The following is a 23,058-nucleotide window of genomic DNA, read 5'->3' as shown; positions in this document are numbered from 1 at the left end:
TCCGTGGCCAAGGGCTATTGGGTCAGTGTCTATCCCGCCATTTCCGACCCTGAGGGGCTGACCGCCTACAACAAGCTGGCCCGTCCGGCCGTCCAGGCTGGGGGCGGGCGGGTCCTGTCCCGCGGCGGCTGCCGAGTCGTCGCCCACGAAGCCGGAATCACGCAACGCGTCGTTCTGGTCGAGTTCGACAGCTTCGAACAGGCCGTCGGGGCATACGAGAGCGAGGCCTACCAGAAGGCGCTGGCGGCCCTCCCCGACGGCTTCGAGCGCGACTTCCGCATTGTCGAAGGCATCGACTGACCATCCTCGCCTGCGGCCCAGTCGAGTTCCGGCAGGATCGGGGCGTTCCGTAGTGCGCGGTTGTTCCGCGGTTCGGCGCGAGTCTTCGCATGGTCCACCTGCCGGATCATGTCGTTGCGAACCTCGTTGAGTGCGACCGACAGGTCCTGTGCCGAAGAGGTGGCCACCAGGTGCAGGTGAGGAAGGCGATGGAGCCGGCACTCGAGCGTGACCTGCTGGCCGGTGCCGTGCCGATCCTTGAGACCGATTTCCAGTTCGACCTGACCGTCTTGGAAGGAACGCAGCCTGGAACCGAGTGCGGCCAGCCGCTCGGCGACCCAGTCGCGTTCAGAGGCGGCGAAGCCTGTACTGAGACGTAACCGTTCGACGATCACACTCGCACCGGTCCGAGCTGTGTTCATGATGTGGCCCTTCCTGGGCGGCAGTCGCATATGGACAGTCCTCACGGGACTCCGCGAGGTTCATTGAGGGTTTGCCACGAGGAAGGTGAAGTGCCCGTTGACGTCCTTGCGGGCATCGAGGATCTTGTCGGCAAGGCGGACGCGGGTCTCGCGTGCGAGGAACACCTGGGTCCCCGCGGCGTCGACGACGTCGTCGCCGGGTGCCGGATGCGAGGTGATCTCGACAGAGAGCGCGGCACCGTCTTCGGGGAGGCCGCTCAGCGTCATACGCAGGCCGCCCCGCACCTGGACATCCTGAGCGGCGGTGAGCTGGTTGATGGCTTCGGCGGCGGATTCGGTGATGGTGAACATCGAGGGTTCTCGCTCTCTACCACTCTGATGGTGGGATACCGCCGACTGTACGCCGTCGCGGCGCCGGCAGCTCGAAACAAGAAGCAGGCCCGGAAATACGATTTCCACCCCGTCTTCGGGGTAGAATGCGAGACGACAGCGCCGGAGTGCCCAGACACCGCCTCGCGACGATCGATCGCCGACCTGGCCATCTCTGTTTCTTGGCCGTGCGCCTGTTCTTCCGCACGGAGGGATCCCCAGGCGGTCGGAATGTCCGGAGGTCCGATCGTGAAACCCATAACGCTCGACTCTCGTCGTCGGCACCGTTCGCGGCCGTCGCCCGAACCGCTCGACGCGGCTCGCACGGCGGAGAGCGGCAATCCGGACGGATCAGAGCCCGGTGTGGTCGATCCGGTCATGGGGTCCCCAGTGGGCCCGTCCCCACCTTTGACGGTGGCTGTCGAGCGTCTCGGCCGGACGGTGGTGCTCGTCGTCGACGGCGACGTGGACCTGTCCACCGCACCTGAGCTGCACCGAGCGATCGAATCGGCCCTGGACGCCGGACCGCGGCGGCTGGTCGTGGATCTGACCCTCGTCCGGTTCCTCAATTCCGCGGGGCTGGAGGTGCTGCTTGCCGCGCGCCGACGGGCGGGGCAGGACACCGACCTGCGCCTCGTCGCCACCACACGTGCCGTCTGGCGGCCGCTGCAGGTCACCCGTCTGCACGAAGAGCTGGTCATCCACGCCTCACTCCCGGCGGCCATCGCCGCGCCCTCGAGCACGGGGGACGAAGCCGCCACGGGCGGGTAAGGCAAACGTGGCGACATGAGAAGCGGGTGCGGGCTTTGGGAGGGTCGCGAGCGCCACGCTTGAGACGTTGATCGTTCCCGGCGAGGCGCAAGGGACATCCGCGCTCCTTGTCACTCCGTCGCCGGCCGAGGTGGTTCTGTCCACAGTGGATGATCTCGGCGCGACGTGGTCCCTTTTGCCCGCCGGAGTCCAGCGGTATGGTCGGGCGCGACGGCGACCGCGGCTGCGGCGGGAGAGAAGTTGCTGGAGATCATCGGTCTGAGGGAAATCGACGTCGAGGTCTACGACGCGTTCGCCGGCGCCGGTGCGATGACCGTCGCCGAAATCCGGCGGCGGACCGGGTTGTCCGGACAGCGGCTGCTCCCGGTTCTGCGCGTACTGACCGAAAAAGGGTTGCTCACCAAGCTTCCCGGGCAGGCGGAGGCGTATTCGGCGGTGCGGCCGGAGGTCGCGCTGGAGGCGATGCTCCGGCAGAAGGAGCAGGAACTCGCGAGCGCGCGGCTGGTCGCCGACAGGTTACGCGAGCGGTACCGGGCGACGTCCGGTGAACGTCCGGTCGATCTCATCGAGGTGATCCACGGGGATTCGCTCATCGCCGACCGGGCCGATCAGCTGCTGCGCTCGGCCGAGCAGGAGGTCGCCTTCGTCGACAAACCGCCTTACGCGCAAACGCCGAGTGTGCTGCACCCCGCCGAACGTGACCTCCTCGGCCGGGGCGTGCGGTTTCGCGGGGTTTACGAGCGCAGTGCGCTGGAACTGCACGACCTGGCATCCGATCTCGAGGCGGGCCTCGCCCTCGGCGAGGAGGCCCGCGTGGTCACCACCGCCCCGCTGAAGATGATCGTGGTCGACCGGCGGATCGGGCTGGTGCCGCTGCGATCCGATCTCCCCGAGGTCGGCACGGCACTGGTGATCCACCCGTGCGCGCTGCTCGACGCGCTCAGCGCGGTCTTCTCTTTCCTTTGGCAGAGCGGACTTCCGCTGCGCCTGCCCGGTTCGGCCGAACTGGCGGACGTCGCCCCTTCCGACGACGCCCGCCTGCTCGCCTTGCTCACCACCGGGTTACCCGACCGCAGCATCGCCAAGCAGCTCGGCATGAGCTACCGGACGTTCCAGCGGCGCCTCCGCGACCTCATGACCGCCCTCGGCGCGACGACCCGGTTCCAGGCCGGGCTCCAGGTCGCCACCCGGGGTTGGGTCACCTTGCCGGCGACCCAACCCGCGAGTGAGGAGGACGTCAGCGAAGACGCGGGTTCACCTTCGCCACGTCTGTGAGCGCGTAGGCCCGCTGGACCGTTTGCGTCACGGTGTTGCCGGAGCTGTCCCGTGCGTCCGTCCGCAGCCAGACGAACCCGTCGCTCGCCGTGAGCTGCGGATGGGCCACCGTCACCGACCACAGCCCGGTCCCGTTCGGCCGGACGGTCGCCGCCGTCCAGGTGCGTCCGCCGTCCGCCGACGCCGAGACCCGCAGCTGCGTCACCGGCCCGCCGTCCCGCGCGCCGCTGTGCGACCCGGCGAACACGTCGAAGGTGAACGGGCGCCCGGCCGGTGCGCGACCGCCGAGATCCAGCGGCAACCGGTGGTCCAGCTGGATGAGCGGCTGGAAGGAACACGCGGTGCCCGCGTTGTGGCAGGAGAACCCGAGAGGTGCCGCGGCGCCGGACCGTGCCGAGGTGAAGGTCCACGACGTATCGGTCCTCGGTGCGTGCTGGAACAGCACCCCGCTCGGGGCGCCGACCTGTGCCTGGCCGGGCATCACGTCGGTCACGTCCAGCCGGTAGGTGGCGGGAGCCGGGGCGAGCCGGAACTCCGGGGCCAGCGCGAGCGGATCGTCCGCATTGGACCGGGGGATCTCGGTGCCGTCCCGGTACAGCCGCGCCGTGCTCACCGCGAAGTACCGCGCGTTCTCATACGGATTCGTGTAGTGCCCGCCCGAACCGGCCCCGCCTGTGCCGTCCATCCACTGCAGTGGGGGAACGAACAGGTCGGGATCCTTGCCGCCGCGGCACATCGAGCACAGCACCGTCCAGCCGCCCGCCGTCGCCGGGTAGCGGGCCGGATGGTCGGACGGCAGTTCGACCGACCCGCTGTGCAGCGACGCGCGGAACCAGTACTCGTCCGGCCTCGACCGCTCGCCCGCGCGGTAGACGTTCTGCGCGTTCATGGCCAGCGTGGCACGACGGCCCGCGGCGTCGTTGCCGGAAAGGGTGACCACGCGTTTCCAGACCAGCCGGTCGTCGGCCGGGCCGGTGTACTCGGTCCACTTGCCCGGCACCGGGATCTTCGTGCCCTGGACAGCCTGCGTCTTCCACAGGCCGGTCGGGAAGGCGTACCAGTTCTTCTGCCCGGTCAGCCCCGGTTTTTCGGCCTGATAGCCGGTTTTCGTGGCTACCAGCGACTTCTGGTCGACCCGCCGGACGAGTTCCTTCGGCACACCGTTGGCGTCGAGGTAGCTGAGGTTGTACATCACGTCCGGAGTCGCGCGCACCAGCAGGCGCACCGAAACGGCACCGGCGGTCCGCAGTTTCTCCCCTTCGTCCCAGCCGAGGGACAGGGTCGGCACGACCGCACTGCTCAGGCCCGGGATGCTCAGCGAACCCGGTGCGCCGGCATACGGGATCAACGCCGCCCCGCCCGCCGCGGACACCGCGCGCGCGGCGTTCGCGATGCCGGTGGAGACGTCGCCCACCGGGTTCGGCGACCCGGCTTGGACCGGAATCCTTACCAGGACGGCCTTTCCGGTTACGTCGAGCCCGGCGAGATCACTCGCGCCACCCGCACCGCCGAACACGACCGGCAGCGTTTGTTCACCGGGCGCCTTCGCCGTCAACGTCGGCACGTCGTACGCGGGATTCAGCACGGTGGAGCCGCCGCCGACGGTCCGCATCTCGACCGCGGTCTGGGCCAGCGTGGCGCTGTCCTGCAACGAAATCGCACCTGCCGAGGTGGCCGCCGCGGGGGTGACGCGGACTTCCCAGCCCGCACCCGAGACCAGCCCGGCTTCGCCGACGTAGCCGTTCACGCCCGCTCCGGCGGGGATCACGCGCCGCAGCATCACCGTGCGGTCCCGCAGGTCGGTGGGGGTCGGGGTGATCAGCCCCGCCGGGACGGCGCTCGCCGCGTTCAGCGTGATCTCGGCCGGGGCCGTGACGGCGACCTGCGCCGTGCTCATCGCCGAATAGCGGCGCACGGTGAGCCCGCGTTCGAGCGCCCAGCCGAGTGCCGAATAGCGTCCGGCGGGCACGAGCACCCGGCCGACCCCGTCGACCAGACCGATCTGCTGGCTGACCTGGTCGAGGAACGGGTCGTTGCGGTTACCCGCACCGCCCGCGTCGTCGATCAGCTGAGCCGACGCCGTCTGCGCGGGCCCACCCGCCGAATCCCGTACCCGGACCGTCACCGGGAACAGTTCGGCCGCGTTGTAGGTGCTCACCGGTGTCCGCACGGCGTTGGTCCCGTCCGCGGTCGTGGCCACCACGGCACCGCCGTAGACGCCCGCCGTCCCCTCGCTCGGATTCACGGCGAGGTCGACGGTGGTGCTCGACTTCGGCGGGATCGACAGGGTCGTCTTCGCCAGGCGCATCCCGGTGCCCGGGTCGGCGACGCCGTCCCATGGCCGCACGGTCAGCTTCAGGTTCAGGGTCAGCGGCCGGTCCCCGGCGTTGCTGTAGGACAGCGGCCGGACGACCTGTGCCGCGGCGTTGGTCGTCCGCTCGTTGCGCCCGAAGCTCGCGACGGCGGTACCGGTCGCCTTCTGCGAGACGGCCCGTGCGACGTCGAGGAGTCCGGCTCCCTGCTCGTACCAGCGAAGGCCGACGTCCTTGGCCGTGGTGACGAGCGTGTTCTTCAGTGCCTGCCCGGAAAGCCCCGGTTGCTGCTGCAGCAGGATCGCCGCGGCGCCCGCGACATGCGGGGTCGCCATCGAAGTGCCCGATGCCGCGGTGTAGTCGTCGTCCACCGGTTCGCCCATCGCCGTGTCCGCGGCCCGGGCCGCCACGATCCCGACGCCCGGCGCGGTGATCTCCGGTTTGACCGAGGCGTCCCGCAGCCGCGGGCCGCGGCTGCTGAACCAGGCGATCTTGTCGTCCCTGTCTACCGCTCCGACCGTGAGCGCGGACGTCGCCGCGCCCGGCGTCGTGACGGTCCGGTCGCCCGGCCCGGAATTCCCGGCCGCCACCACGAACAAGGTGCCGGACTTCGCCGACAGCGTGTCGATCTGTTCGCTCAACGGGTCGGCTCCGTCGCTGACCCCGGCACCGAGGCTGAGGTTCACTATCTTCGCGCCCTGCGCGACGGTCCAGTCGATCCCGGCCATGACCTGGGCGGTGTCGGCCTCACCGGAGGCGTCGAAAACCTTGGCCACCATCAGGTTCGCGTCCGGTGCCATGCCCTTGTACCGGCCGGCCGAGGCCGCGCCGGTGCCCGCGATGATCGACGCGCAGTGGGTGCCGTGCCCGTGGCGGTCCACGATGTCGCCTTCTCCGGTGAAATCGGCCGAGGCGGTCACCTTGCCCGCCAGATCGGGATGGTTCGCGTCGATCCCGCTGTCCACCACCGCGACCGTGGTCCCCTTCCCGGTCCACCCGCCGTTCCACGCCGACGGCGCCCCGACCTGCGCGGTGCTCCTGTCCAGCGCCACCCGGACCTTCCGGTCCAGCCGGACCTGGGAGATCCCTTGGTTCAGAACGGGTTTCCCGCCCGGGTCGAACGCGACGAGCGAACGCCAGAACTCGGCGGTCCCCGCCTTCTTGACCTGCACTCCCACTCCGTTGGCCGTGACGAGCGGCGTGAGCCGCTGGGTCTGGGGAAGCGTCTTCGCCTTCGCGTCCAGAGACCGCGCGGACAGCCCCGCCCGGTCGCCGTAGCGCACTATGACGGGAATCGTGGCACTCGCCGCGTCGTCACGCCGGTCGCCCACGAGCGCGGTGACGTTGAACAACTCCGGGCTCAGCAATCCCTTGCCGACGAACGGAAGCGCGTCCGACGGATACACCATCAGCCCTTCGGCCGTGGTGGTGATCTGGAACGCCGGACTCGGCCTGTCCGGTCGCACCGCCGGCTCGACCTGCGCGCTGTCGTGCCCGGCGCCGTCTCGTTCGTAGGTCACCACGTCACCGGTGAGCAACGTGACGCGATGGACGTCCGGCCGTCCGGCGGCGGGAGCGGGAGCGGGTCCGGAGACGGCGGCGGTCGCGGCGGTCGCGGTCACCGGGAGGAAGGAAAAGGCGATCAGTGCGGAGGCCGCCAGAATGGCCAATGGGCGCCGTGCGGGTCTCGTCGGATGAGGGGAACGGAGGAACATCGAGCCTCACTCTCCTCTGGTAGTGCGAAGCGGCCGTGGTGACGGCCGCCGCGAAGATGTTTTTCAGAGGATGAGGCAGGAGTTCCCAGAAGAATATAATTCTTGTTGGCGGTATGTCGCCGTTGGCGAGATCCCGCCATGGAAGGGCCCGGACCGCCGACGGCGGCCCGGGCCCGGTCGTGACGGGTCGGACTACAGACCCGGGGTGCGCAGCTGGAGCGAGAAGTCCTGCCGGTTGTTGTCGGTGTCGGTGCTCAGGATGTTGCGGGTGTTCGCCGCGTTGAGCTGATCGGTGAGGGCGTTCTCCGGAATCGCGGCGTTGCCTTCACGCGGGGTCACCACGGCGTTGCTGAAGGCGACACCGTCGATCTTCGCGCCGGACATGTTCTGCAACGCGACGCCACCGAGGGTCGGGATGCCCTCGACGCTGGCCAGCGTGAACGGAATGACGTACGTCTGGTCGGCGATGGTGCCGGAGAAGTTCTGCCCGACCAGCACCGCGTACTGGCCGGCGTTGCCCTTGGGCTGCAGGATCGTGCCGGCCGGCAGGACGATCGTGTCGGTCACGACGTTCGACGGCGAGTAGATGCGGATCGTGTAGCCGCTCACGTCCTGGGGCTGGTTCGAGACGTTGCGCAGCTCGATGAACTCGTCGAGATTGCCGTTCAGACCGCGGGTCGAAACCTCGTTGACGACCACGGTGGACGAGGCGAGCGGGGCGGCCTCGGTTCCTTCGCTCTCGCCTGCCGCGTTCGCGACACCGCCCGCCATGCCCAGTGCCAGCATCGCGAATACCGCGGAGGCGCCCAGAATTCGTCGCACGGGAATTCCTTTCAACTTGATTGTCGGGGATTTCTCTCGTCGGACCAGGAGCTTTTGTCTCCCGATGGCGACCACATAATCATCCGAGAATCGGGGTGCCGCCGGAAAGGGGCCAGTTTTTCGGTACTTTCTCCTCGGCCGGTAATCGTCCACCGCCGCCCGGGTGCGTCTTCCGCCGCTGCCTTCTCGCGACGGCGGCGGCCAGCTCGAGTTCCTGACCGGAGGTGTCGAGTACGCCGCTGAGCCACTGCCGCCAGTACGGGCCGGGGATACGTTTTCCTCGCTCCCAGCGGGAAATGTCTTCTCGGGTGATGCTGTCGTTGCCGGAGAGGGTATGCAACTTCGCGACCAGATCACCTTGTGACAGGCCTTTCTCGATTCGTTGTCCGGCGAGTAGTTCGCCTAGCGGGGTCGCGTCCCCGCACTTGCTGTTCGCGGTCACGACCGCACCTTTCTGATACGCGCATACAGGTGTGAAACCGGACTGGCGGACGACGGTCAGCCGAGCGGCCGTACGCATTCGAAGTCGGTCTTGTTGTTGTCGGTGTCACGGCTGACGGCGTCCCTCGCCTGGGCGAAACCGGGACAGGCGACGGCGGCCTGGTCCTCGCGGCAGGGCGACGACGGTGCCCATCCGACGCTGTCGACCCTCGCTCCGCGCAGGTCCAGCAGCAGCTCGCCGTCCCCGGCGATCGACTCGACGACCATCTGCGCGGTCCCGCCGAAACCCTGTCCGGTGATGAGGAAGTGGTCACCCGCGGGGATCTCGCTCCCGGCGGGCAGGGTGGCCAGTTCGACCGGTGCCGCTCCGCCCGTGCACGCCTGCACCGACCAACCGCCGATGTCGAGTGGGACGCGGCCGGTGTTGTGCAGGTCGATGTAACCGGCCGGACCGCCGAGCACCTCATGGATCTTGGCCGACGAGGCCCGGACGGTGTCCGGGGCGGGGGTGCCGGCGAGCGCGAGGATCAAGAACAGGGAACTTGGCTTCCTCATGACAGCAACGCTAGAAAAACGATCTCGGTGCCACAGGATACGGCGGGTACCGAACCTGATCCGGTCTCGGTACTCCCGGTACGTCGCTCACCCATCCGACCTAGCCCCGGTACCCGGCCAGCCTGTCCGCGGCGTAGGCCTCGCCTTCGTGGAAGGTGTTCTCCAGCCGGGGGAGCGGGCCGCCGCCGGGCCGGAATCGCAGTGCCCGGAACAGGTCGCGCCTGCTGCCGAAGCCCAGCTTCTGCAGGATCCGGCTGACGTAGTTCTTCACCGTCTGCGTCGCGAGGTGCAGTTCTTCGGCGATCTCGTCGTTCGACCACCGGTAGAGGATCAGCGCGAGGATCTCCTCCTCCCGCCTGGTCATCAGGCTCGCGTGCGGCACGGCTTCGGTGACCGCCGGTGGGATCCCACCGGCCTGCAGGCACACCCGCTGCCCGGCGAGGGTGGAGCGCACCGCCGACATCACCTGGCCGCCGCTGGCCGACTTGTGCACGAAGCTGTCCGCGCCCGCGTTCAGCGCCATGGCGATGGCCGAAGGGGAGGCGTCACCGGCGAAGACCAGGACGGCGGCGCGCTCGAAGTGTTCCTTGATGAACCGGCAGATCGTGGTCCCGGCGGGCTCACCCCAGATCGACAGCTCGGTGATGACCATGTCGGGATGGCTCTTTTCGCATTGCCACAACGCTTCCGGCTCGCTCGCGGCTTCGGCCACCGCTCCCACCCCCGCCGAATCCCGCAACAGCCTGCTGAGCGCGTATCTGATGAGGGGCTGATCGTCTACTACGAGCGTGGTGACGCGGTTCATGGTTCCCCTTGGGGTATTGACGGGCGCCCGGTGTGGCTCCGGGCCGTGCGTACGGTCCGGGCCGGGCGGTGCCCGCGTTCGCCGAGGACAGGTCTGCCCGCTCGGGCGATCCGTCGAACCGATCGCCGCGGCGACGTCGGTAATCATTTTTCGGTCGAATCCTCTTTCGTCGCGGTCCGGCTTGGATCTTCCCGCTTCTCCTCGCCGGTGAGGACCAGCAATCGGGTGACAAAGGCGAAAAGCCGCCCGTGCGGTGGCTGGATTTGGGCCGGACGGCGGAACGGGGACACAAATTCCGAACGCACCGCACCCGACCCGTGGAAAGCCGTACTCTGTTGTGTTGTCAAGGTCGCTTGGCGGTAGGGATGATCCGACGGGTCGGTCTTCAGCGTAAGGGCTTGGTTCTTTCGTCGAAAAAACCCGAGGTGCCCCGGATTTCGCGATATCGTCGTGGGAAGTCGCGTTACCGGACCCGCTTTCGTCCGTCCGGGTAAACGACGGCGCGGATCCGTCCACAGTGGCCGGATCGGTCAGCCGAGCTGCGGGAGATCGCCCGGAAAACCGATGGGCAGCCGGTACAGCCCGCGAGCCGTGCGACCGCCACCGAGCCAGCCGTGGAAGTAGATGTGCCCGTCCACGACGTCGGCGCCGCCCGGTGCGTCGACCTTGCCGCCGAGCAGATCGGTCGACAGGAATTGGGCGTCCGCTTTCACGAAGGGTCCGCTCAGCGTGGGTGCCGAGGCGTATCCGGTGTGATAGCCGGAGCTTTGGAACGTGTCGGCGGAGTAGAACAGCAGGTACCGGCTCGGTGCCTTGACCACCGACGGCGCCTCGACGACCCCCTTTTCGGAGGTGAGGTCCGCTCGGAGGAGTTCGGTACGCGGGCCTGCCGGTGTCCGTCCGTCGGCGAGCAGCTTCTGCGACCAGATCGCCGCCGGGGGACCGACGGTCGCGCCGTCGCTCTTGTAGAGCAGGAACCGGGTGCCGTCCGTGTCCACAAAGGACTGTGGATCGATGTCGCCGCCGTCGCCGGGGACGCAGATCAGCGGGGCTTCCCCGGTCGGTGTGTACGGCCCCTCGACCTTCGCCGCCGCCGCGACGCCGATGCACATCTCGCCGCCGGGGGCCACCGCCGCCGAGAAGTAGAGGAGAAAGGTGCCATCGGCGAGCCGGGTGACATCGGGTGCCCAGAACCCGCCATCCGGCTTGGCCCACTTCGGTACCGCGGCGAGAGCGTCGCCCGCCACCCGCCAAGGGCCTTCCGGTGCCGGAGCGCTCGCGTAAGGCACTTTCACCGGGCCGGTGCTCGTGGAGAAGGCGGCGTAGCCGGAGTCGGTCTTGACTATGTCGGGATCAGGGAAGTCCTGGGCGAGGAGCAGGTGAGGGGTGCCGATGGCGGAGGCCGGGGGAGCCGTCGCGAGGGTCATGGCGATGACCACGGCGAGGGTCAGGAGGCGGCTCTTGATCTTCATAACCGATTTTCTCGGCACGACGGAGCCGTCGGCAGCCTCACCCGGTCGCCCTCACCAGGAAGCGTGCACTTGGCTCTTCACCCGGTCCCGGGGGATTCATCCGCGCGCCGGCGGGTAGTCGCCCCCGAACGACCGCCGACCCGGCCGGGGGAATTCGCCGCCCTGATTTGACTCGTTCCAGACTGGCTTTTATCGTCGCGGGTGATGTCCGACTTCGAGGCACAGCTGCGGGCCGTCTCGTTGCGCGTGACCCGGCCGAGGCTGGCCGTGCTCGCCGCGCTGCGCGACCATCCGCACGTCGACACCGAAACGGTGATCGCGCTGGTGCGGGCCGAACTTCCCACGGTCTCGCACCAGGCGGTGTACGACGTGCTGAAGGCGCTCACCGAAACGGGTCTGGTCCGCCGTATCCAGCCCGCCGGCGCGCTTGCCCGCTATGAGACCCGGGTGGGGGACAACCACCACCATGTCGTCTGCCGTTCGTGCGGTGCGATCGCGGACGTCGACTGTGCCGTCGGCCACGCCCCTTGTCTTACCGCCTCGGGCGATCACGGTTTCGTGGTCGACGAGGCGGAGGTCGTCTACTGGGGTACCTGCCCCGGCTGCGCGGCCGAACCCGTCCAGCGATGATTCGCCTGCCCGGAAGGAAGTACATGAGCGAGACCCCGGCCCAGGGCTGCCCGGTGGCCCACGACTCCGTGACCGCACAGGGAAGCGAGAGCGAGAACCCGGCGATCGACTCCCCGACGCCGAAGTCGGGTGGTCGGCCGCGCACCAACAAGGACTGGTGGCCCAACCAGCTCGACCTCTCGGTGCTGCACGCCCACTCGTCGAAGTCCAATCCGCTCGGCGAGGACTTCAGCTACGCCAAGGAATTCGCCAAGCTCGACGTCGAGGCCCTCAAACGGGACATCACCGAGGTGCTCACCACCTCGCAGGACTGGTGGCCCGCCGACTTCGGCCACTACGGCGGCCTGATGATCCGGATGAGCTGGCACGCCGCGGGCACCTACCGGATCCACGACGGCCGCGGCGGGGCCGGTGACGGCGCCCAGCGGTTCGCCCCGCTCAACAGCTGGCCCGACAACGCCAACCTCGACAAGGCACGACGGCTGCTGTGGCCGGTCAAGGAGAAGTACGGCCAGCAGATCTCGTGGGCCGATCTGCTCGTGCTCGCGGGCAACGTCGCGCTGGAGTCGATGGGCTTCAAGACGTTCGGCTTCGGGTTCGGCCGCGAGGACACCTGGGAGCCCGAGGAGATCTTCTGGGGTCCGGAAGACACCTGGCTGGGTGACGAGCGCTACGCGAGCGACACGGAGGTGGTCCCCGACGTCGGCGCGACCGAGATGGGGCTCATCTACGTCAACCCCGAGGGGCCCCGCGGCAACGCGGACCCGGCCGCGGCGGCCCATTTCATCCGGGAGACCTTCGCCCGGATGGCGATGAACGACGAGGAGACCGTCGCGCTCATCGCCGGTGGCCACACCTTCGGCAAGACCCATGGCGCCGGGGTCGCGGACGACCACGTGGGCCCGGAGCCCGAAGCCGCTCCGATCGAGACGCAGGGCCTCGGCTGGCTGAGCACCTACGGCAGCGGCAAGGGCGCCGACACGATCACCAGCGGTCTCGAGGTGACGTGGACCGACAAGCCGACGCAGTGGAGCAACCGCTTCTTCGAGATCCTCTTCGGCTATGAATGGGAGCTCACCACGAGCCCCGGCGGCGCCAAGCAGTACGTCGCCAAGGACGCCGAGGCGATCATCCCGGACGCCCACGACCCGGCCAAGAAGCACAAGCCGACCATGCTCACGACGGACCTGGCGCTGCGCGTCGACCCGGCGTACGAGAAGATCTCGCGCCGCTTCCTGGAGAACCCGGACGAGTTCGCGCTGGCGTTCGCGAAGGCCTGGTACAAGCTGCTGCACCGCGACATGGGCCCGGTCAGCCGGTTCCTGGGACCGTGGGTCCCCGAACCACAGCTGTGGCAGGACCCGGTGCCGGACGTCGACCACGAACTCGTCGGTGACGCCGACATCGCCGCGCTCAAGACGAAGGTGCTCGAATCCGGTCTGACGACCGCCCAGCTGATCGCCACCGCCTGGGCATCCGCGGCGAGCTTCCGGTCCACCGATAAACGCGGTGGCGCCAACGGGGCGCGGATCCGGCTCGCGCCCCAGCGCGAGTGGGAGGTCAACGAGCCCAAGCAGCTCGCGAACGTCCTGGAGACCCTGGAGGGCATCCAGCGCGAGTTCAACGCCGCCGGTGGGGCCAAGATCTCCCTGGCGGACCTGATCGTGCTGGCAGGCTCAGCCGCCGTCGAGAAGGCGGCGCGCGACGCCGGCACCGAGGTGACCGTGCCGTTCCGCCCGGGCCGCACCGACGCCTCGCAGGAGGAAACCGACGTCGACTCGTTCGCGCTCCTCGAACCGCGCGCCGACGGGTTCCGCAACTACCTGCGGTCCGGCGAGAAGCTCCAGCCGGAGGTCCTGCTCGTCGAGCGTGCCTACATGCTCGACCTGACCGCGCCCGAGATGACCGTCCTCGTCGGCGGCCTGCGCTCCCTCGGGGTCAACTTCGGCGGCAGCAAGCACGGCGTCCTCACCGATCGGCCGGGCGTGCTCACCAACGACTTCTTCACCAACCTCCTCTCGCCGGGGACCCGGTGGAAGGTGTCGGAGTCCGAGGAGAACGTGTACGAGATCCGCGACGTCGCCACGGACGACGTGAAGTGGACGGCCACCGCGGTCGACCTCGTCTTCGGCTCCAACTCGCAGCTGCGCGCGCTTTCCGAGGTCTACGCGGGGCAGAGCGCCCGCGAGCGGTTCGCCGCCGACTTCGCCGCGGCGTGGACCAAGGTCATGGAACTCGACCGGTTCGACCTCGACTGAACAGGTCTGTGACGACGGGCCCGGCCGATCCTTCGGCCGGGCCCGTTCGCGGTTTTCAGGGGGCGTCGAGTTCCGTGTGCCGGTCGGCGAGGGTGCGCGCGAGTTCGGCGAGTTTGACGTTGAGGTCCTGGGAAGTGCGGCGCAGCAGGTCGAAGGCCTCGTCGGCGGTCAGGCCGCGCCGGTGCATGAGGATCCCCTTGGCCTGCCCGATGACGTCGCGGGATTCGACGGCCCGCCGCAGATGACTCGCTTCCAGCTCCGCCCGGCTCACCGCGGTGGTACCGGCCAGTGCGAGGGAACCGTGGGTGGCCAGCAGCAGCGCGACGTCCCTGGCGACGGGTCCGAGCACGTCCGGACCGCGGCTGTAGATGTTCAGCGCCCCGGGAAGCCGCGGTGGGTCCGCGTCGGGCACGAGCACGGTCGACAGGATCGCGGTGAAGCCGTGCCGCACCGCGGCCTGGGAGAAGTCCGGCCACCTCGGCTCGGCCGCGAGATCGTCGCTGCTGACGTGGCCGGGGCTCCCGCCGGCGGCGGCATCGACGCAGGGCCCCGTCCCGGCGCGGTACTGCACCGCGTCGAGTTCGACGGCCACCTTGCCGGTATCGACAGGGGTGTGGAAGGTCCCGTCCGGGGCCCGGAGGGTGACCGACACCAGATCCGCGCCCGGCACCACCCGGTACGCGGCGGCGACGATCTGCTCGAGGACCTGGGCCGGCGTCGAAGCGGCCAGCAGGAGGCGGGTGAGTTCGACGAACTGCTCGGACAACGGGCCGGAGGCGATCAAGCCCGAGCTGAACTCGGCCTTGTCACGCTGCCACAGTCGTTCGTCTGTCATCGGGGACCAATCCACTGAGTTTCCGTGTTCCTCCCCGGATACCCGATTCGGCCATCCGCCAACCCGATGGTTTGGTCCTGTCCGTCCGGGGTCCACTATGGACGAACGGGCTGGATCGAAATGGTTGGCGTATCAGGGATCGACTCGGCGGCGAAGGAGACAGAACACGTTGTCCTCGGGATCGGCGAGTACGTGCCAGGACTCCAGCCCGGTCTGGCCGATGTCGGCCTTCCGCGCACCCGCGGCCAGCAACCGCTCCAGTTCCGCGTCCTGATCGCGGTCTGTGGGGCTCACATCGAGGTGCAGGGGAAGCTTGGCGGGCTTCGGATCGTCGCTGAGGCTGAGGATCAGGGTGGGTTGCGGACCGCCGAAGCCGGTGTCCGGCGGCCCGATCTCGATGTCGGCGCCCTCTTTGCCGAGTTCGACGTAGCCGAGGACTTCGCACCAGAACTCCGCCATCCGGACCGGATCGGCGCAGTCGAGGACGAGTTCGGTGATACGGCAGGCCATGAGGCGAGAGTAGCAGCGAGTCACGAAGATCCCTGTCGGTTGCACGGCCGCCTCCGGACTCTTACCTTCGAAGAATGGCGTTCAACACCGGGACCGCGCAATCCGCACCATTTGCCGTGATCGAGGCGGATCGCTCGGACGATGCCGTCGTCGTCGAGGTGACGGGTGACATCGACATCTCCAGCAGCCCCCGTTTCCATGCGAAGATCCTCGAGCTGCTGGAAAGGGGTCCCGCCACCGTGGTGATCGACCTGACCGGCGTGGGTTTCTGCGACTCCTCGGGACTGTCCGGATTGCTTCGGCTGCACCGTTACTGCACGGAGTCGGGCATCGACCTGAGTATCGCGCCGTCCAAGGTCGTGCGGCGGGCCATCGAACTCACCGGCCTGTCGTCGACGCTGAAGCTGGCCGGATAGGGATCAGCGGCCCAAGGCGTTCTGCAGCTCCTTCTTGGTCATGCTGGAGCGGCCCTTGATGTTGCGCTTCTTCGCCTCGTTGTAGAGCTGGTCCTTGGTCGGCCCGCCGGGACCCTGGCGGTTGCCGGAACGCTTCCCTCCGCGTTTCTGCGGCGAGGTGTCCCGCGTCGAACTCTTGCTCGCGGTCCGCGACTCCCCGGACTGCGCGCGGTTCTTGTTGACCGTGCGTGCGGCGATCTCCTCGGCGCGATCGGCATTGGCGCCGCGCTTCTTCTGCGAAGACTTGATGTGCTTGTACTGACGTTCGCGTTTGTCGCTCCAGCCCTGCTCCGGCATCGCTCCTCCTTCGTCGTGACCTGCGGATACCCGCTCGGTTGACCGGCAAACCGCGACCTCGTTCACCCGGTCGGTGTTTGCCGGGCCGGGGTTGCGGGTATCAGCCAGACAAGACGATGGGAGTGGATCTATGTCAGCGTTGAGCACCGGGGTGACCCTCGGGCCCGCGCCTGTCCACAAGGGACGAATGGCCCGATGAGCGCGCCGGCCGTGGTCGAAGAACTCGTCGAGCCCGCGTGGCGCGATGAACCGTCGTCCGCACCCGCCGACCGCCGGAACGGCAGGCCGCGGCGCAGTGACGACTACTCGCACTGCCGTCCCCTGTTCGCCGAACTGGCGGATCTGCCCGCCGGTCATCCGGAACGGCGGCGGCTGCGTGAACGGCTGATCCTCGAACTCCTGCCGATCGCCGAACACATCGCCGTCCGGTTCAGCGGACGAGGCCAGCCGCGCGAAGACCTGGTGCAGGTGGCCAGGGTCGGCCTGCTGAAGGCCGTCGACCGGTTCGATCCCGCGCAAGGCGGGGATTTCCTGGCTTACGCGGTACCGACCGTCATGGGCGAAGTACGCCGTTTCTTCCGTGACACCGGCTGGGCCGTGCATGTACCGCGCGGGATGCAGGAACTGCGCACCCGGCTTGCACGGGGGACCACGGAACTCACCCAGGTTCTCGGCCGCGCGCCGACGCCCCGCGAGCTGGCAGGTCATCTCGACCTTGATGTCGATACCGTCCGCGAAGGCCTTCTCGCTGCCAACAGCTATCAGACGTCGTCACTGGACCGGCCCGTCAACGACGGTGAGGGTTCGGTGCCGCTGTCCGACGTAGTGGGGGAACTGGACGATCGCTTCGAACTCATCGAGGACCGTCACACCGTGGTCCCGCTGCTGAAGCGGCTGCCGGAGCGGGAACGGGCGATCGTCACGATGCGGTTCTTCGACGGCCTCACCCAGTCGCAGATCGCCGAGCGGATCGGGATCTCCCAGATGCACGTTTCCCGGTTGCTCACGAAGATCCTGCACGACCTGCGCGGGCGGCTCGACGGTTCCGAATGAGCCTCGCCGGAGCCCGCCGGACGTGATGTCCGGCGGGCTCCCGCTTCGCGCGGCTATTGTTCCCTGCGCTCGCGTGCCTCGGCCCTGTCGGCCTCCGCCCTGGCGCGATCCGCCTCGGACTCCTTCTCGGCGACGTTCTCCTGGGCGGACGCCTTTTGCTGCTGCGCCTTGCCTTCGCGTTCCAACGAGTCGTTGCCCGCGAAGGTGCCCGCGGTCTCCTTGACCTTGCCCTTGATGTCCTCGACGGCGCCCTTGACGCCTTCCGCGGACGCGTCGCTCCGGTCGGTCATCTGCGAGCCTCCCTGGGTGCTTCGTGAGCTGGGCCGCGAATTTCGGGGCCCGGTCGGCGAATACCCGGAATCGGGCGGAGTATTCGAGGGCTCGTCAGGCGGCGAACACGGCGCGGACGACCGCCTCGTCGCCGTCGATCTCGACCACTCCGAGAGCGCGGGCGTCGCCGAGGCCGATGGCGCCCGCGGCGAGCGCGAGGACGTAGGCGGGTTCGGAGCGGACGGTGGCGTCGAGGGCGCGGCCGTCCCGCGGGACGACCTCGAAACCGGAGCGTGTCGCGCGGAGCTGGTAGGGTGGCCCGCCGATCTCGAGCCCGATCGTCGCCGAGGGGCGGGGGCCGACCCGGGCGTCGAGCAGGGCGGGGACGGCGAGGGCCAGCCACTCCGGGCGGAAGGCGTCGCCATCGGGGCCGCGGGTCATGAGCGGTGCGGACCAGCGGATGAGGCTCTCGATCGGGTGGCGCAGCTCGGCGCCCCACGGCGTGAGGACGTACTCGACGACGCTGCCCGAGCCTGCCAGCTTCCGCTCGATCACGCCCGAGGCTTCGAGGTCGCGGAGCCGGTCCGCGAGCAGGTTCGTCGCGATGCCGGGAAGGCCGTCGAGCAGGTCACGGTAGCGGGCGGGAGCGATGAGAAGCTGCCGGACGATGAGCAGATTCCACCGATCACCGACGACTTCGAGTGACCGGGCGAGCCCGCAGTACTGGCCGTAACTACGCATCGTGTGCCTCTGCTTGTTTTTCTCAAGTGTGCGTGACAAGCTCAAGTTTACCGCGAGCCTGAGCCGAGAGGGACCGCCATGGCCGACGCCATCGAGAGCGTGCGACCCGCCTGGGTCGAGGACAGCCTGTTCCCGTTCGAGAGCCGGTTCGTCGCGATCGACGGGCACACGGTGCACTACGTCGACGAGGGATCAGGCCCCACTTTGCTGCTCCTGCACGGCAACCCGACCTGGTCGTTCCTCTGGCGCGACGTCATCAGCGCGCTGCGCGACGACTTCCGGTGCGTCGCCCTCGACTACCCCGGCTTCGGGTTGTCGACGCCGAAGCCCGGCTACCGCTACCTGCCCGAGGAACACGCGGACGTGGTCACCGCCTTCGTCGACACGCTCGGCCTCGAAAGGGTCACCCTGGTCGGGCAGGACTGGGGCGGGCTGATCGGCCTGGCCGCCGTGCAGCGGCGGCCGGCCGTCTTCGACCGGCTGGTGCTCGCCGACACCTGGGCCTGGCCGGTCAACGGCGTCTTCCACTTCGAGTACTTCTCCCGCATCTTCGGCGGGCCGCTGGGCCGCCTCCTCGCCCGGCGGCTGAACCTCATCGTCAACGTGTTCATTCCCTTGGGCCACCGAAGGAAGAAGCCGACGGCGGCCGAGATGGCCCATTACCGGCGGGCCATGGACACCCCCGAGCGCCGCCGGGCCTCCGCCGTCTTCCCGGCCCGGGTCCTCACCAGCCGTGCCTTCTTCGCCGAGATCGAGGCCGGCCTCGCCGACATCGCCCATCTCCCGACCTTGATCGTGTGGGGTGACGCCGACATCGCCTTCCGCCGCCAGGAGCGTGAACGCCTCGAAGCCACTTTCACCGACCACAAGACCGTGATCGTGAAGGGCGCCGGAACCTACGTGGAATCCGACGCGCCCGAGGAGTTCGTCGCCGCGTTCCGTGATTGGGTCCGCCGTCCGGTCAGGTGAGCCGCTCGGCGCTCTGACGTTCCTTCTGCCACCGCATGAGTTCTTCGATGTTGGCCGGCAGGGTGGTTTCGAAGTCGATCAGCTTGACCCAGGTCGGTTTCACCACGATCCGGACCATGCCGTCGTAAAGCGCCTTGACCCCCTCCTCCCACTCGGCGCGCTGTTCCGGCGTCATCTCGTAAGTACCGTTGAATTGCAGGTATTCGTCCGGGATGCCGTCGACGACATCCAGTTCCGCCCGGCCGCGGATGAGCAGGATCTTCGGCGGGTGCGACTCGGTGTCGATCGTCAGCGCGACCGCGGGGTCGCGGCGCAGCATCGCCAGCTTCCGCGCGTTCTTCGAGGTGCACATGACGATTTCCGAGCCGTTCCAGTGGATCGCGATCGGGATCGACCGCGGTGTGCCGTCCGGCGCGACGAAGGCCAGGCGGGCCAGGTCGCGGGCCAGCAGTTCCTGGCTGTGCGGGCGGTTCAGTACCTCGTCGATGGCGTGCTGGTCCACGGTTCGGGCTCCTCAGTCGTAGTAGCGGCGGGCGCTGGACCCGACACGGGTGATGTCGGTGCCGTAGATGTGCAGGCTGACGGCGATCTCGTCGCCGACGTTGCGGATGCGGTGGATGTCGCCGGGTGGCGCGAAACCGCCGACCTCGCCGGGGGAATTGTCCCGCGTGCCAAGGGGTTTGAGCGCTTCGTCGAACAGTTCCTCGTGCTCGACGCCGGACAGCACGCCCACGACGCACCAGGTGATGTGGTCGTGGATCCGGGTGGTCTGCCCGGGACGCCACACGAGGCCGAGAAGGGAGAACGCCCCGTCGGACTCGGCGTGCAGCAGATGGCAGGCGACGCGATCGGGCTGGCCGAGACGTTGTTCGGGGGTAAGGATTTCCGGGCCGGGCAGATGTGCGCGGAGCTGCTCGGCGACGAGGTCCGCGGTCTCCGTCCAGCCGGTCCTCACGTCGACGGCCTGGCGCACGGCCCCGACGAGATCGGTGAGTGTCGCCAACGAGCGGGTCATGGCGGATTCTCCTTCGCTGAGCGGGTTCGTCCCGTTCAGCGTCCCGCGCGCTCACTCATTCGTCTAATGACAATATCCAGGCGAAATCATGCGTACTCTTTATGCATGCTGGATATCCTGCGGTTACGGGTGCTCGCGGCGATCGCCGCGCACGGCTCGGTCACCAAGGCCGCCAAGCAGCTGAACTACTCTCAGCCCGCCGTCAGCCATCATCTGGCCCGGCTGGAGGCCGAAACCGGCGCCAAGCTCGTCCAGCGGGTCGGCCGGGGCATCCGGCTCACCCCGGAGGGCGAGCATCTGGCCCGCCGGGCCACCGAGATCCTCGCCCGGGTCGACACCGCCGCCGCGGAGCTGTCCGCGATGGTGGGCCTGCGCAGCGGCCGCGTCCGGGTCGCCGGTTTCCAGTCAGCGCTCGCCGTGCTGGTGCCGCACGCCGCGGGCACACTGCGCCGCGAGCACCCCGGCATCGAGCTGCACCTGACCGAGGCGCATCCGCGGGTGGCACTCGAGCTGCTACGGGCCGGTGACGTCGATGTCGCGGTCGTCTTCCGTTACGACGACGCGATTCCGGACGACCTGCGCGCCACGCCGCTGTTCGAGGACCCGATGTACCTGCTCAGTCTCGAACCCGGCCAGACACTGATGGGCAACCGCGACTCCCCCTGGATCGAGGGGTGCGAGAACTGCCGCCGCGACTTCCTCGACTTCTGCGCCGAGGCGGGTTTCGTCCCGCCCATCGCGTACGTCAGTGACGACGTCATCGTCCAGCAGGCACTGGTCGCCGCGGGGATGGGCGTGACCACCACGCCGGGGCTGGCGTTGCGCACCCACCGGGCGCCCGGGATCGAGGCCAGCCTCCTGGGCGATTTCCGGCGGCGCGTGTACCTGGCCACCTATGGCGACCCGCCGGATCCGCCCGCGACCGCGGCCATGATCGCCGCGCTGCGCCACGCCGTCGAGCAGGTCAAACCGGGCGAGCCGCTCCAGCCCGCGTAGGCCGGGTGCTCCGGTCGAGGAGGAGTTCGAGGTCGGCGAGGCCGGTCGCCTCGCGCAGTGAGGGCGGGGTGAGCTGCCCGACGCGGTGGTCGTCCTCGCGCAACGCCGCGACGAACCGCGCGACTCGTGCGGGCGGCGGGACGACGGTCTGCCCGCCGAGGTAGCGGAGGACGATGAGGTCCTCGCCGGAATGGGTCTCGATCGCCACGGCCCAGCCGTGGCTCTCGTCCCACAGCAGGGCGACGTCGCGGCCGGGGTGGCCGGGGAGCTGTTCGTCGAGGGCGACGTAGGCCGAGACCGGGCTGTCGTTGTCGACGGTGCAGGATTCGAGGCCGACGCCGAGGGCGCCGGTGACTTCGGCGAGGTAGCCCCACACCGCGTCGAGGGCGGGGTGGGGGTTGCGGACCGGCATGGTGAGCGTGGCGGTCAACGAGGTGCCCTTTCCTTTCCTCGGCCGTCCGGTCCGGGACCCGGGGGCCCCGGACCGGACGGACGCTCAGGCCTGGATCTCCTTGCGATCGCTTTCGGCGCCGCTGATCGAGATGCGCCGCGGCTTGGCCTTCTCGGCGATCGGGATGCGCAGGGTCAGTACCCCGGCCTGGTAGTCGGCCGCGATGTGCTCGGTGTCGAGGGCCTCACCGAGGAACAGCTGGCGGGAGAAGACGCCGAGCGGGCGTTCGGAAACCTGCATCTGGACGTCGTTCCCGGTGGTCGGCCGCCGCTCCGCCTTGACCGTCAGGACGTTGCGTTCGATGTCCAGTTCGATCGCGTCGGCGGCGACGCCGGGAAGGTCGAAGCAGACGACGAACTCTTCGCCTTCGCGGTAGGCGTCCATCGGCATGGTGGCCGGCTTGGACCAGGTGCCCGGGGTCGAGGTGCCGAACATCTGCTGGGTGAGGCGGTCCAGCTCACGGAACGGGTCGGTGCGCATCAACATCGGGGTTCCACCTCCTGGGGTCGCTGTCACTGGTGTCAACACGCACTACTGTTCTAACATGTCATCGAAACGATGACAACAGTCGAGTCGTCGATGGGATGACAAATATGGACGCAGACCCGGCACGGACGGTGCGGACCGTGCACGACGTGGTGGCCGAGGCCCGTTCCGGTGCCACGGAACCGGAACGGTTCTTGACGGCGCTGGCCGCGTTGCGCGCGGTACGCGAGGAAATGGCCGCGTGGGAGCCGGAGCTGATCGCGGCCGCCCGGGCGAGCGGGGCGAGCTGGACCGCGATCGCGCCGGCGCTGGGGGTCGCGAGCCGCCAGGCGGCCGAGCGGCGGTTCCTGCGCTTGCGGCCGTCCGCCACCGGGGAGAACACCGGGGAGGCGCGTGTCGACGCGGAACGCGATCGGCGGGCGGGCGACCGGGCGGTGGCGGAGTGGGCCCGGCGCAACTCGGCGATCCTGCGGCAGCTGGCCGGGCAGGCCGGTGCGCTGGACGGGTTGGACGGCAGGGCCAGGGAAAGCGCCGACAGGCTCAGCACGGCGCTCGGCGACAACGACGTGACCGGTCTCCTGGCGCCGCTGGCCGACCTGCGGGCCCACCTTCCCCGCGAGCACACCGGTTTCGCCCGGCGGCTCGGGGAGATCGGCGCGCATACCGATCAGGTCCGGCGGGACGCGGTCGACAACCGGCGGGATCGCCAGTCCTCGACGTGAGCTGCCGCTCTTGGCAGTCCCCAATCGGGCGTGACCCCCTGACGATGAAGGAATCGGGACACTCGACGTCCCAATTCCTTCATCAACGAGGTGAGAAGGCGAGACGTGCACCGTCCCGGCTCCCGGGCCCCC

General features: G+C 68.9%; 27 protein-coding genes. 10 read left to right on the top strand and 17 right to left on the bottom strand.

Annotated features, from left to right (window positions below):
• Positions 1-3 precede the first annotated feature (3 nt).
• On the top strand, positions 4-300 hold the full coding sequence (locus SD37_RS30435) for a DUF1330 domain-containing protein (RefSeq protein WP_044855539.1): 297 nt from the start codon (positions 4-6) through the stop codon (positions 298-300).
• Here the strand turns inward: SD37_RS30435 and SD37_RS30430 are convergent.
• Together SD37_RS30430 and SD37_RS30425 are read right to left on the bottom strand one after the other, a co-directional pair.
• The gene (locus SD37_RS30430; protein WP_236725151.1) at positions 228-674 is read right to left on the bottom strand and encodes an HPF/RaiA family ribosome-associated protein; all 447 of its coding nucleotides are present in this window, start codon (positions 672-674) and stop codon (positions 228-230) included. The two genes, SD37_RS30435 and SD37_RS30430, sit on opposite strands and share 73 nt — an antisense overlap.
• An 87-nt stretch (positions 675-761) precedes the next feature.
• Positions 762-1,052, bottom strand: coding sequence for a hypothetical protein (locus SD37_RS30425; RefSeq protein WP_044855538.1), 291 nt, complete (start codon positions 1,050-1,052; stop codon positions 762-764).
• A gap of 432 nt (positions 1,053-1,484) precedes the next feature.
• Here SD37_RS30425 and SD37_RS30420 point away from each other — a divergent pair, with 432 nt between their 5' ends.
• Complete coding sequence (locus SD37_RS30420; protein ID WP_236725150.1) at positions 1,485-1,841, top strand: STAS domain-containing protein; 357 nt, start codon at positions 1,485-1,487, stop codon at positions 1,839-1,841.
• Positions 1,842-2,081: 240 nt separating this feature from the next.
• The gene (locus SD37_RS30415; protein WP_044855537.1) at positions 2,082-3,116 is read left to right on the top strand and encodes a helix-turn-helix domain-containing protein; all 1,035 of its coding nucleotides are present in this window, start codon (positions 2,082-2,084) and stop codon (positions 3,114-3,116) included.
• Here SD37_RS30415 and SD37_RS30410 read toward each other — a convergent pair.
• From SD37_RS30410 to SD37_RS30385, 6 genes are all read right to left on the bottom strand, one after another.
• On the bottom strand, positions 3,079-7,050 hold the full coding sequence (locus SD37_RS30410; protein WP_236725149.1) for a S8 family serine peptidase: 3,972 nt from the start codon (positions 7,048-7,050) through the stop codon (positions 3,079-3,081). The genes SD37_RS30415 and SD37_RS30410 overlap by 38 nt on opposite strands.
• 285 nt (positions 7,051-7,335) lie before the next feature.
• Positions 7,336-7,965: a lamin tail domain-containing protein gene (locus SD37_RS30405; RefSeq protein ID WP_236725148.1), complete on the bottom strand. Its 630-nt coding sequence runs from the start codon at positions 7,963-7,965 to the stop codon at positions 7,336-7,338.
• A gap of 79 nt (positions 7,966-8,044) precedes the next feature.
• The gene (locus SD37_RS30400; protein ID WP_236725147.1) at positions 8,045-8,407 is read right to left on the bottom strand and encodes a helix-turn-helix domain-containing protein; all 363 of its coding nucleotides are present in this window, start codon (positions 8,405-8,407) and stop codon (positions 8,045-8,047) included.
• A 56-nt stretch (positions 8,408-8,463) separates the two neighbouring features.
• Positions 8,464-8,961, bottom strand: coding sequence for a lamin tail domain-containing protein (locus tag SD37_RS30395; RefSeq protein ID WP_044855534.1), 498 nt, complete (start codon positions 8,959-8,961; stop codon positions 8,464-8,466).
• A 100-nt stretch (positions 8,962-9,061) separates the two neighbouring features.
• The gene (locus SD37_RS30390) at positions 9,062-9,766 is read right to left on the bottom strand and encodes a response regulator (RefSeq protein WP_083255122.1); all 705 of its coding nucleotides are present in this window, start codon (positions 9,764-9,766) and stop codon (positions 9,062-9,064) included.
• A 530-nt stretch (positions 9,767-10,296) separates the two neighbouring features.
• Positions 10,297-11,238, bottom strand: a complete 942-nt coding sequence (locus tag SD37_RS30385; RefSeq protein WP_044855533.1) for a glycoside hydrolase family 43 protein — start codon at positions 11,236-11,238, stop codon at positions 10,297-10,299.
• 204 nt (positions 11,239-11,442) lie between these two features.
• Between SD37_RS30385 and SD37_RS30380 the strand changes: the two genes are divergently transcribed.
• The gene (locus SD37_RS30380; protein WP_044855532.1) at positions 11,443-11,868 is read left to right on the top strand and encodes a Fur family transcriptional regulator; all 426 of its coding nucleotides are present in this window, start codon (positions 11,443-11,445) and stop codon (positions 11,866-11,868) included.
• Between the two features lie 23 nt (positions 11,869-11,891).
• Positions 11,892-14,126, top strand: coding sequence for a catalase/peroxidase HPI (gene katG, locus SD37_RS30375; RefSeq protein WP_174567867.1), 2,235 nt, complete (start codon positions 11,892-11,894; stop codon positions 14,124-14,126).
• A 55-nt stretch (positions 14,127-14,181) separates the two neighbouring features.
• Here katG and SD37_RS30370 read toward each other — a convergent pair whose 3' ends face one another.
• Positions 14,182-14,961 carry a GAF and ANTAR domain-containing protein gene (locus SD37_RS30370; RefSeq protein ID WP_044855530.1) on the bottom strand — a complete coding sequence of 260 codons (780 nt, stop codon included), beginning with the start codon at positions 14,959-14,961 and terminating at the stop codon, positions 14,182-14,184.
• Positions 14,962-15,093: 132 nt separating this feature from the next.
• Entirely contained in the window at positions 15,094-15,471 is a 378-nt protein-coding gene (locus SD37_RS30365) for a VOC family protein (protein ID WP_044855529.1), read from the bottom strand.
• A 74-nt stretch (positions 15,472-15,545) separates the two neighbouring features.
• Here SD37_RS30365 and SD37_RS30360 point away from each other — a divergent pair, with 74 nt between their 5' ends.
• Complete coding sequence (locus tag SD37_RS30360) at positions 15,546-15,887, top strand: STAS domain-containing protein (protein ID WP_052675128.1); 342 nt, start codon at positions 15,546-15,548, stop codon at positions 15,885-15,887.
• 3 nt (positions 15,888-15,890) lie between these two features.
• Here SD37_RS30360 and SD37_RS30355 read toward each other — a convergent pair whose 3' ends face one another.
• Positions 15,891-16,223, bottom strand: a complete 333-nt coding sequence (locus tag SD37_RS30355; RefSeq protein WP_044855528.1) for a hypothetical protein — start codon at positions 16,221-16,223, stop codon at positions 15,891-15,893.
• Positions 16,224-16,418: 195 nt separating this feature from the next.
• Here SD37_RS30355 and SD37_RS30350 point away from each other — a divergent pair, with 195 nt between their 5' ends.
• Complete coding sequence (locus SD37_RS30350; protein WP_083255121.1) at positions 16,419-17,276, top strand: SigB/SigF/SigG family RNA polymerase sigma factor; 858 nt, start codon at positions 16,419-16,421, stop codon at positions 17,274-17,276.
• A 53-nt stretch (positions 17,277-17,329) separates the two neighbouring features.
• Here the strand turns inward: SD37_RS30350 and mbp1 are convergent, their stop codons facing one another.
• Positions 17,330-17,566, bottom strand: a complete 237-nt coding sequence (gene mbp1 / locus SD37_RS30345; RefSeq protein ID WP_037316980.1) for a microaggregate-binding protein 1 — start codon at positions 17,564-17,566, stop codon at positions 17,330-17,332.
• A gap of 94 nt (positions 17,567-17,660) precedes the next feature.
• Positions 17,661-18,287, bottom strand: coding sequence for a winged helix-turn-helix transcriptional regulator (locus SD37_RS30340; protein ID WP_065913018.1), 627 nt, complete (start codon positions 18,285-18,287; stop codon positions 17,661-17,663).
• 78 nt (positions 18,288-18,365) lie between these two features.
• Between SD37_RS30340 and SD37_RS30335 the strand changes: the two genes are divergently transcribed.
• A complete protein-coding gene (locus tag SD37_RS30335) occupies positions 18,366-19,256 on the top strand; it encodes an alpha/beta fold hydrolase (protein ID WP_044855526.1) in 891 nt (296 codons plus the stop codon).
• Here the strand turns inward: SD37_RS30335 and SD37_RS30330 are convergent.
• Positions 19,249-19,758: a pyridoxamine 5'-phosphate oxidase family protein gene (locus tag SD37_RS30330; RefSeq protein WP_044855525.1), complete on the bottom strand. Its 510-nt coding sequence runs from the start codon at positions 19,756-19,758 to the stop codon at positions 19,249-19,251. The genes SD37_RS30335 and SD37_RS30330 overlap by 8 nt on opposite strands.
• Positions 19,759-19,770: 12 nt before the next feature.
• Positions 19,771-20,271, bottom strand: a complete 501-nt coding sequence (locus SD37_RS30325) for a cysteine dioxygenase family protein (RefSeq protein ID WP_044855524.1) — start codon at positions 20,269-20,271, stop codon at positions 19,771-19,773.
• 105 nt (positions 20,272-20,376) lie between these two features.
• Here SD37_RS30325 and SD37_RS30320 point away from each other — a divergent pair, with 105 nt between their 5' ends.
• Entirely contained in the window at positions 20,377-21,267 is an 891-nt protein-coding gene (locus tag SD37_RS30320) for a LysR family transcriptional regulator (RefSeq protein ID WP_044855523.1), read from the top strand.
• Here the strand turns inward: SD37_RS30320 and SD37_RS30315 are convergent.
• The gene (locus SD37_RS30315; RefSeq protein WP_236725485.1) at positions 21,236-21,679 is read right to left on the bottom strand and encodes a DUF6292 family protein; all 444 of its coding nucleotides are present in this window, start codon (positions 21,677-21,679) and stop codon (positions 21,236-21,238) included. The genes SD37_RS30320 and SD37_RS30315 overlap by 32 nt on opposite strands.
• A gap of 84 nt (positions 21,680-21,763) precedes the next feature.
• A complete protein-coding gene (locus SD37_RS30310) occupies positions 21,764-22,204 on the bottom strand; it encodes an Hsp20/alpha crystallin family protein (protein ID WP_044855521.1) in 441 nt (146 codons plus the stop codon).
• A 107-nt stretch (positions 22,205-22,311) separates the two neighbouring features.
• Between SD37_RS30310 and SD37_RS30305 the strand changes: the two genes are divergently transcribed.
• On the top strand, positions 22,312-22,926 hold the full coding sequence (locus tag SD37_RS30305; protein ID WP_044855520.1) for a hypothetical protein: 615 nt from the start codon (positions 22,312-22,314) through the stop codon (positions 22,924-22,926).
• The last annotated feature ends 132 nt before the right edge of the window (positions 22,927-23,058 follow it).

The organism is Amycolatopsis orientalis (genome assembly GCF_000943515.2).
Taxonomy (GTDB): domain Bacteria; phylum Actinomycetota; class Actinomycetes; order Mycobacteriales; family Pseudonocardiaceae; genus Amycolatopsis; species Amycolatopsis orientalis.
This window is presented reverse-complemented; position numbering and strand designations above follow the sequence as displayed.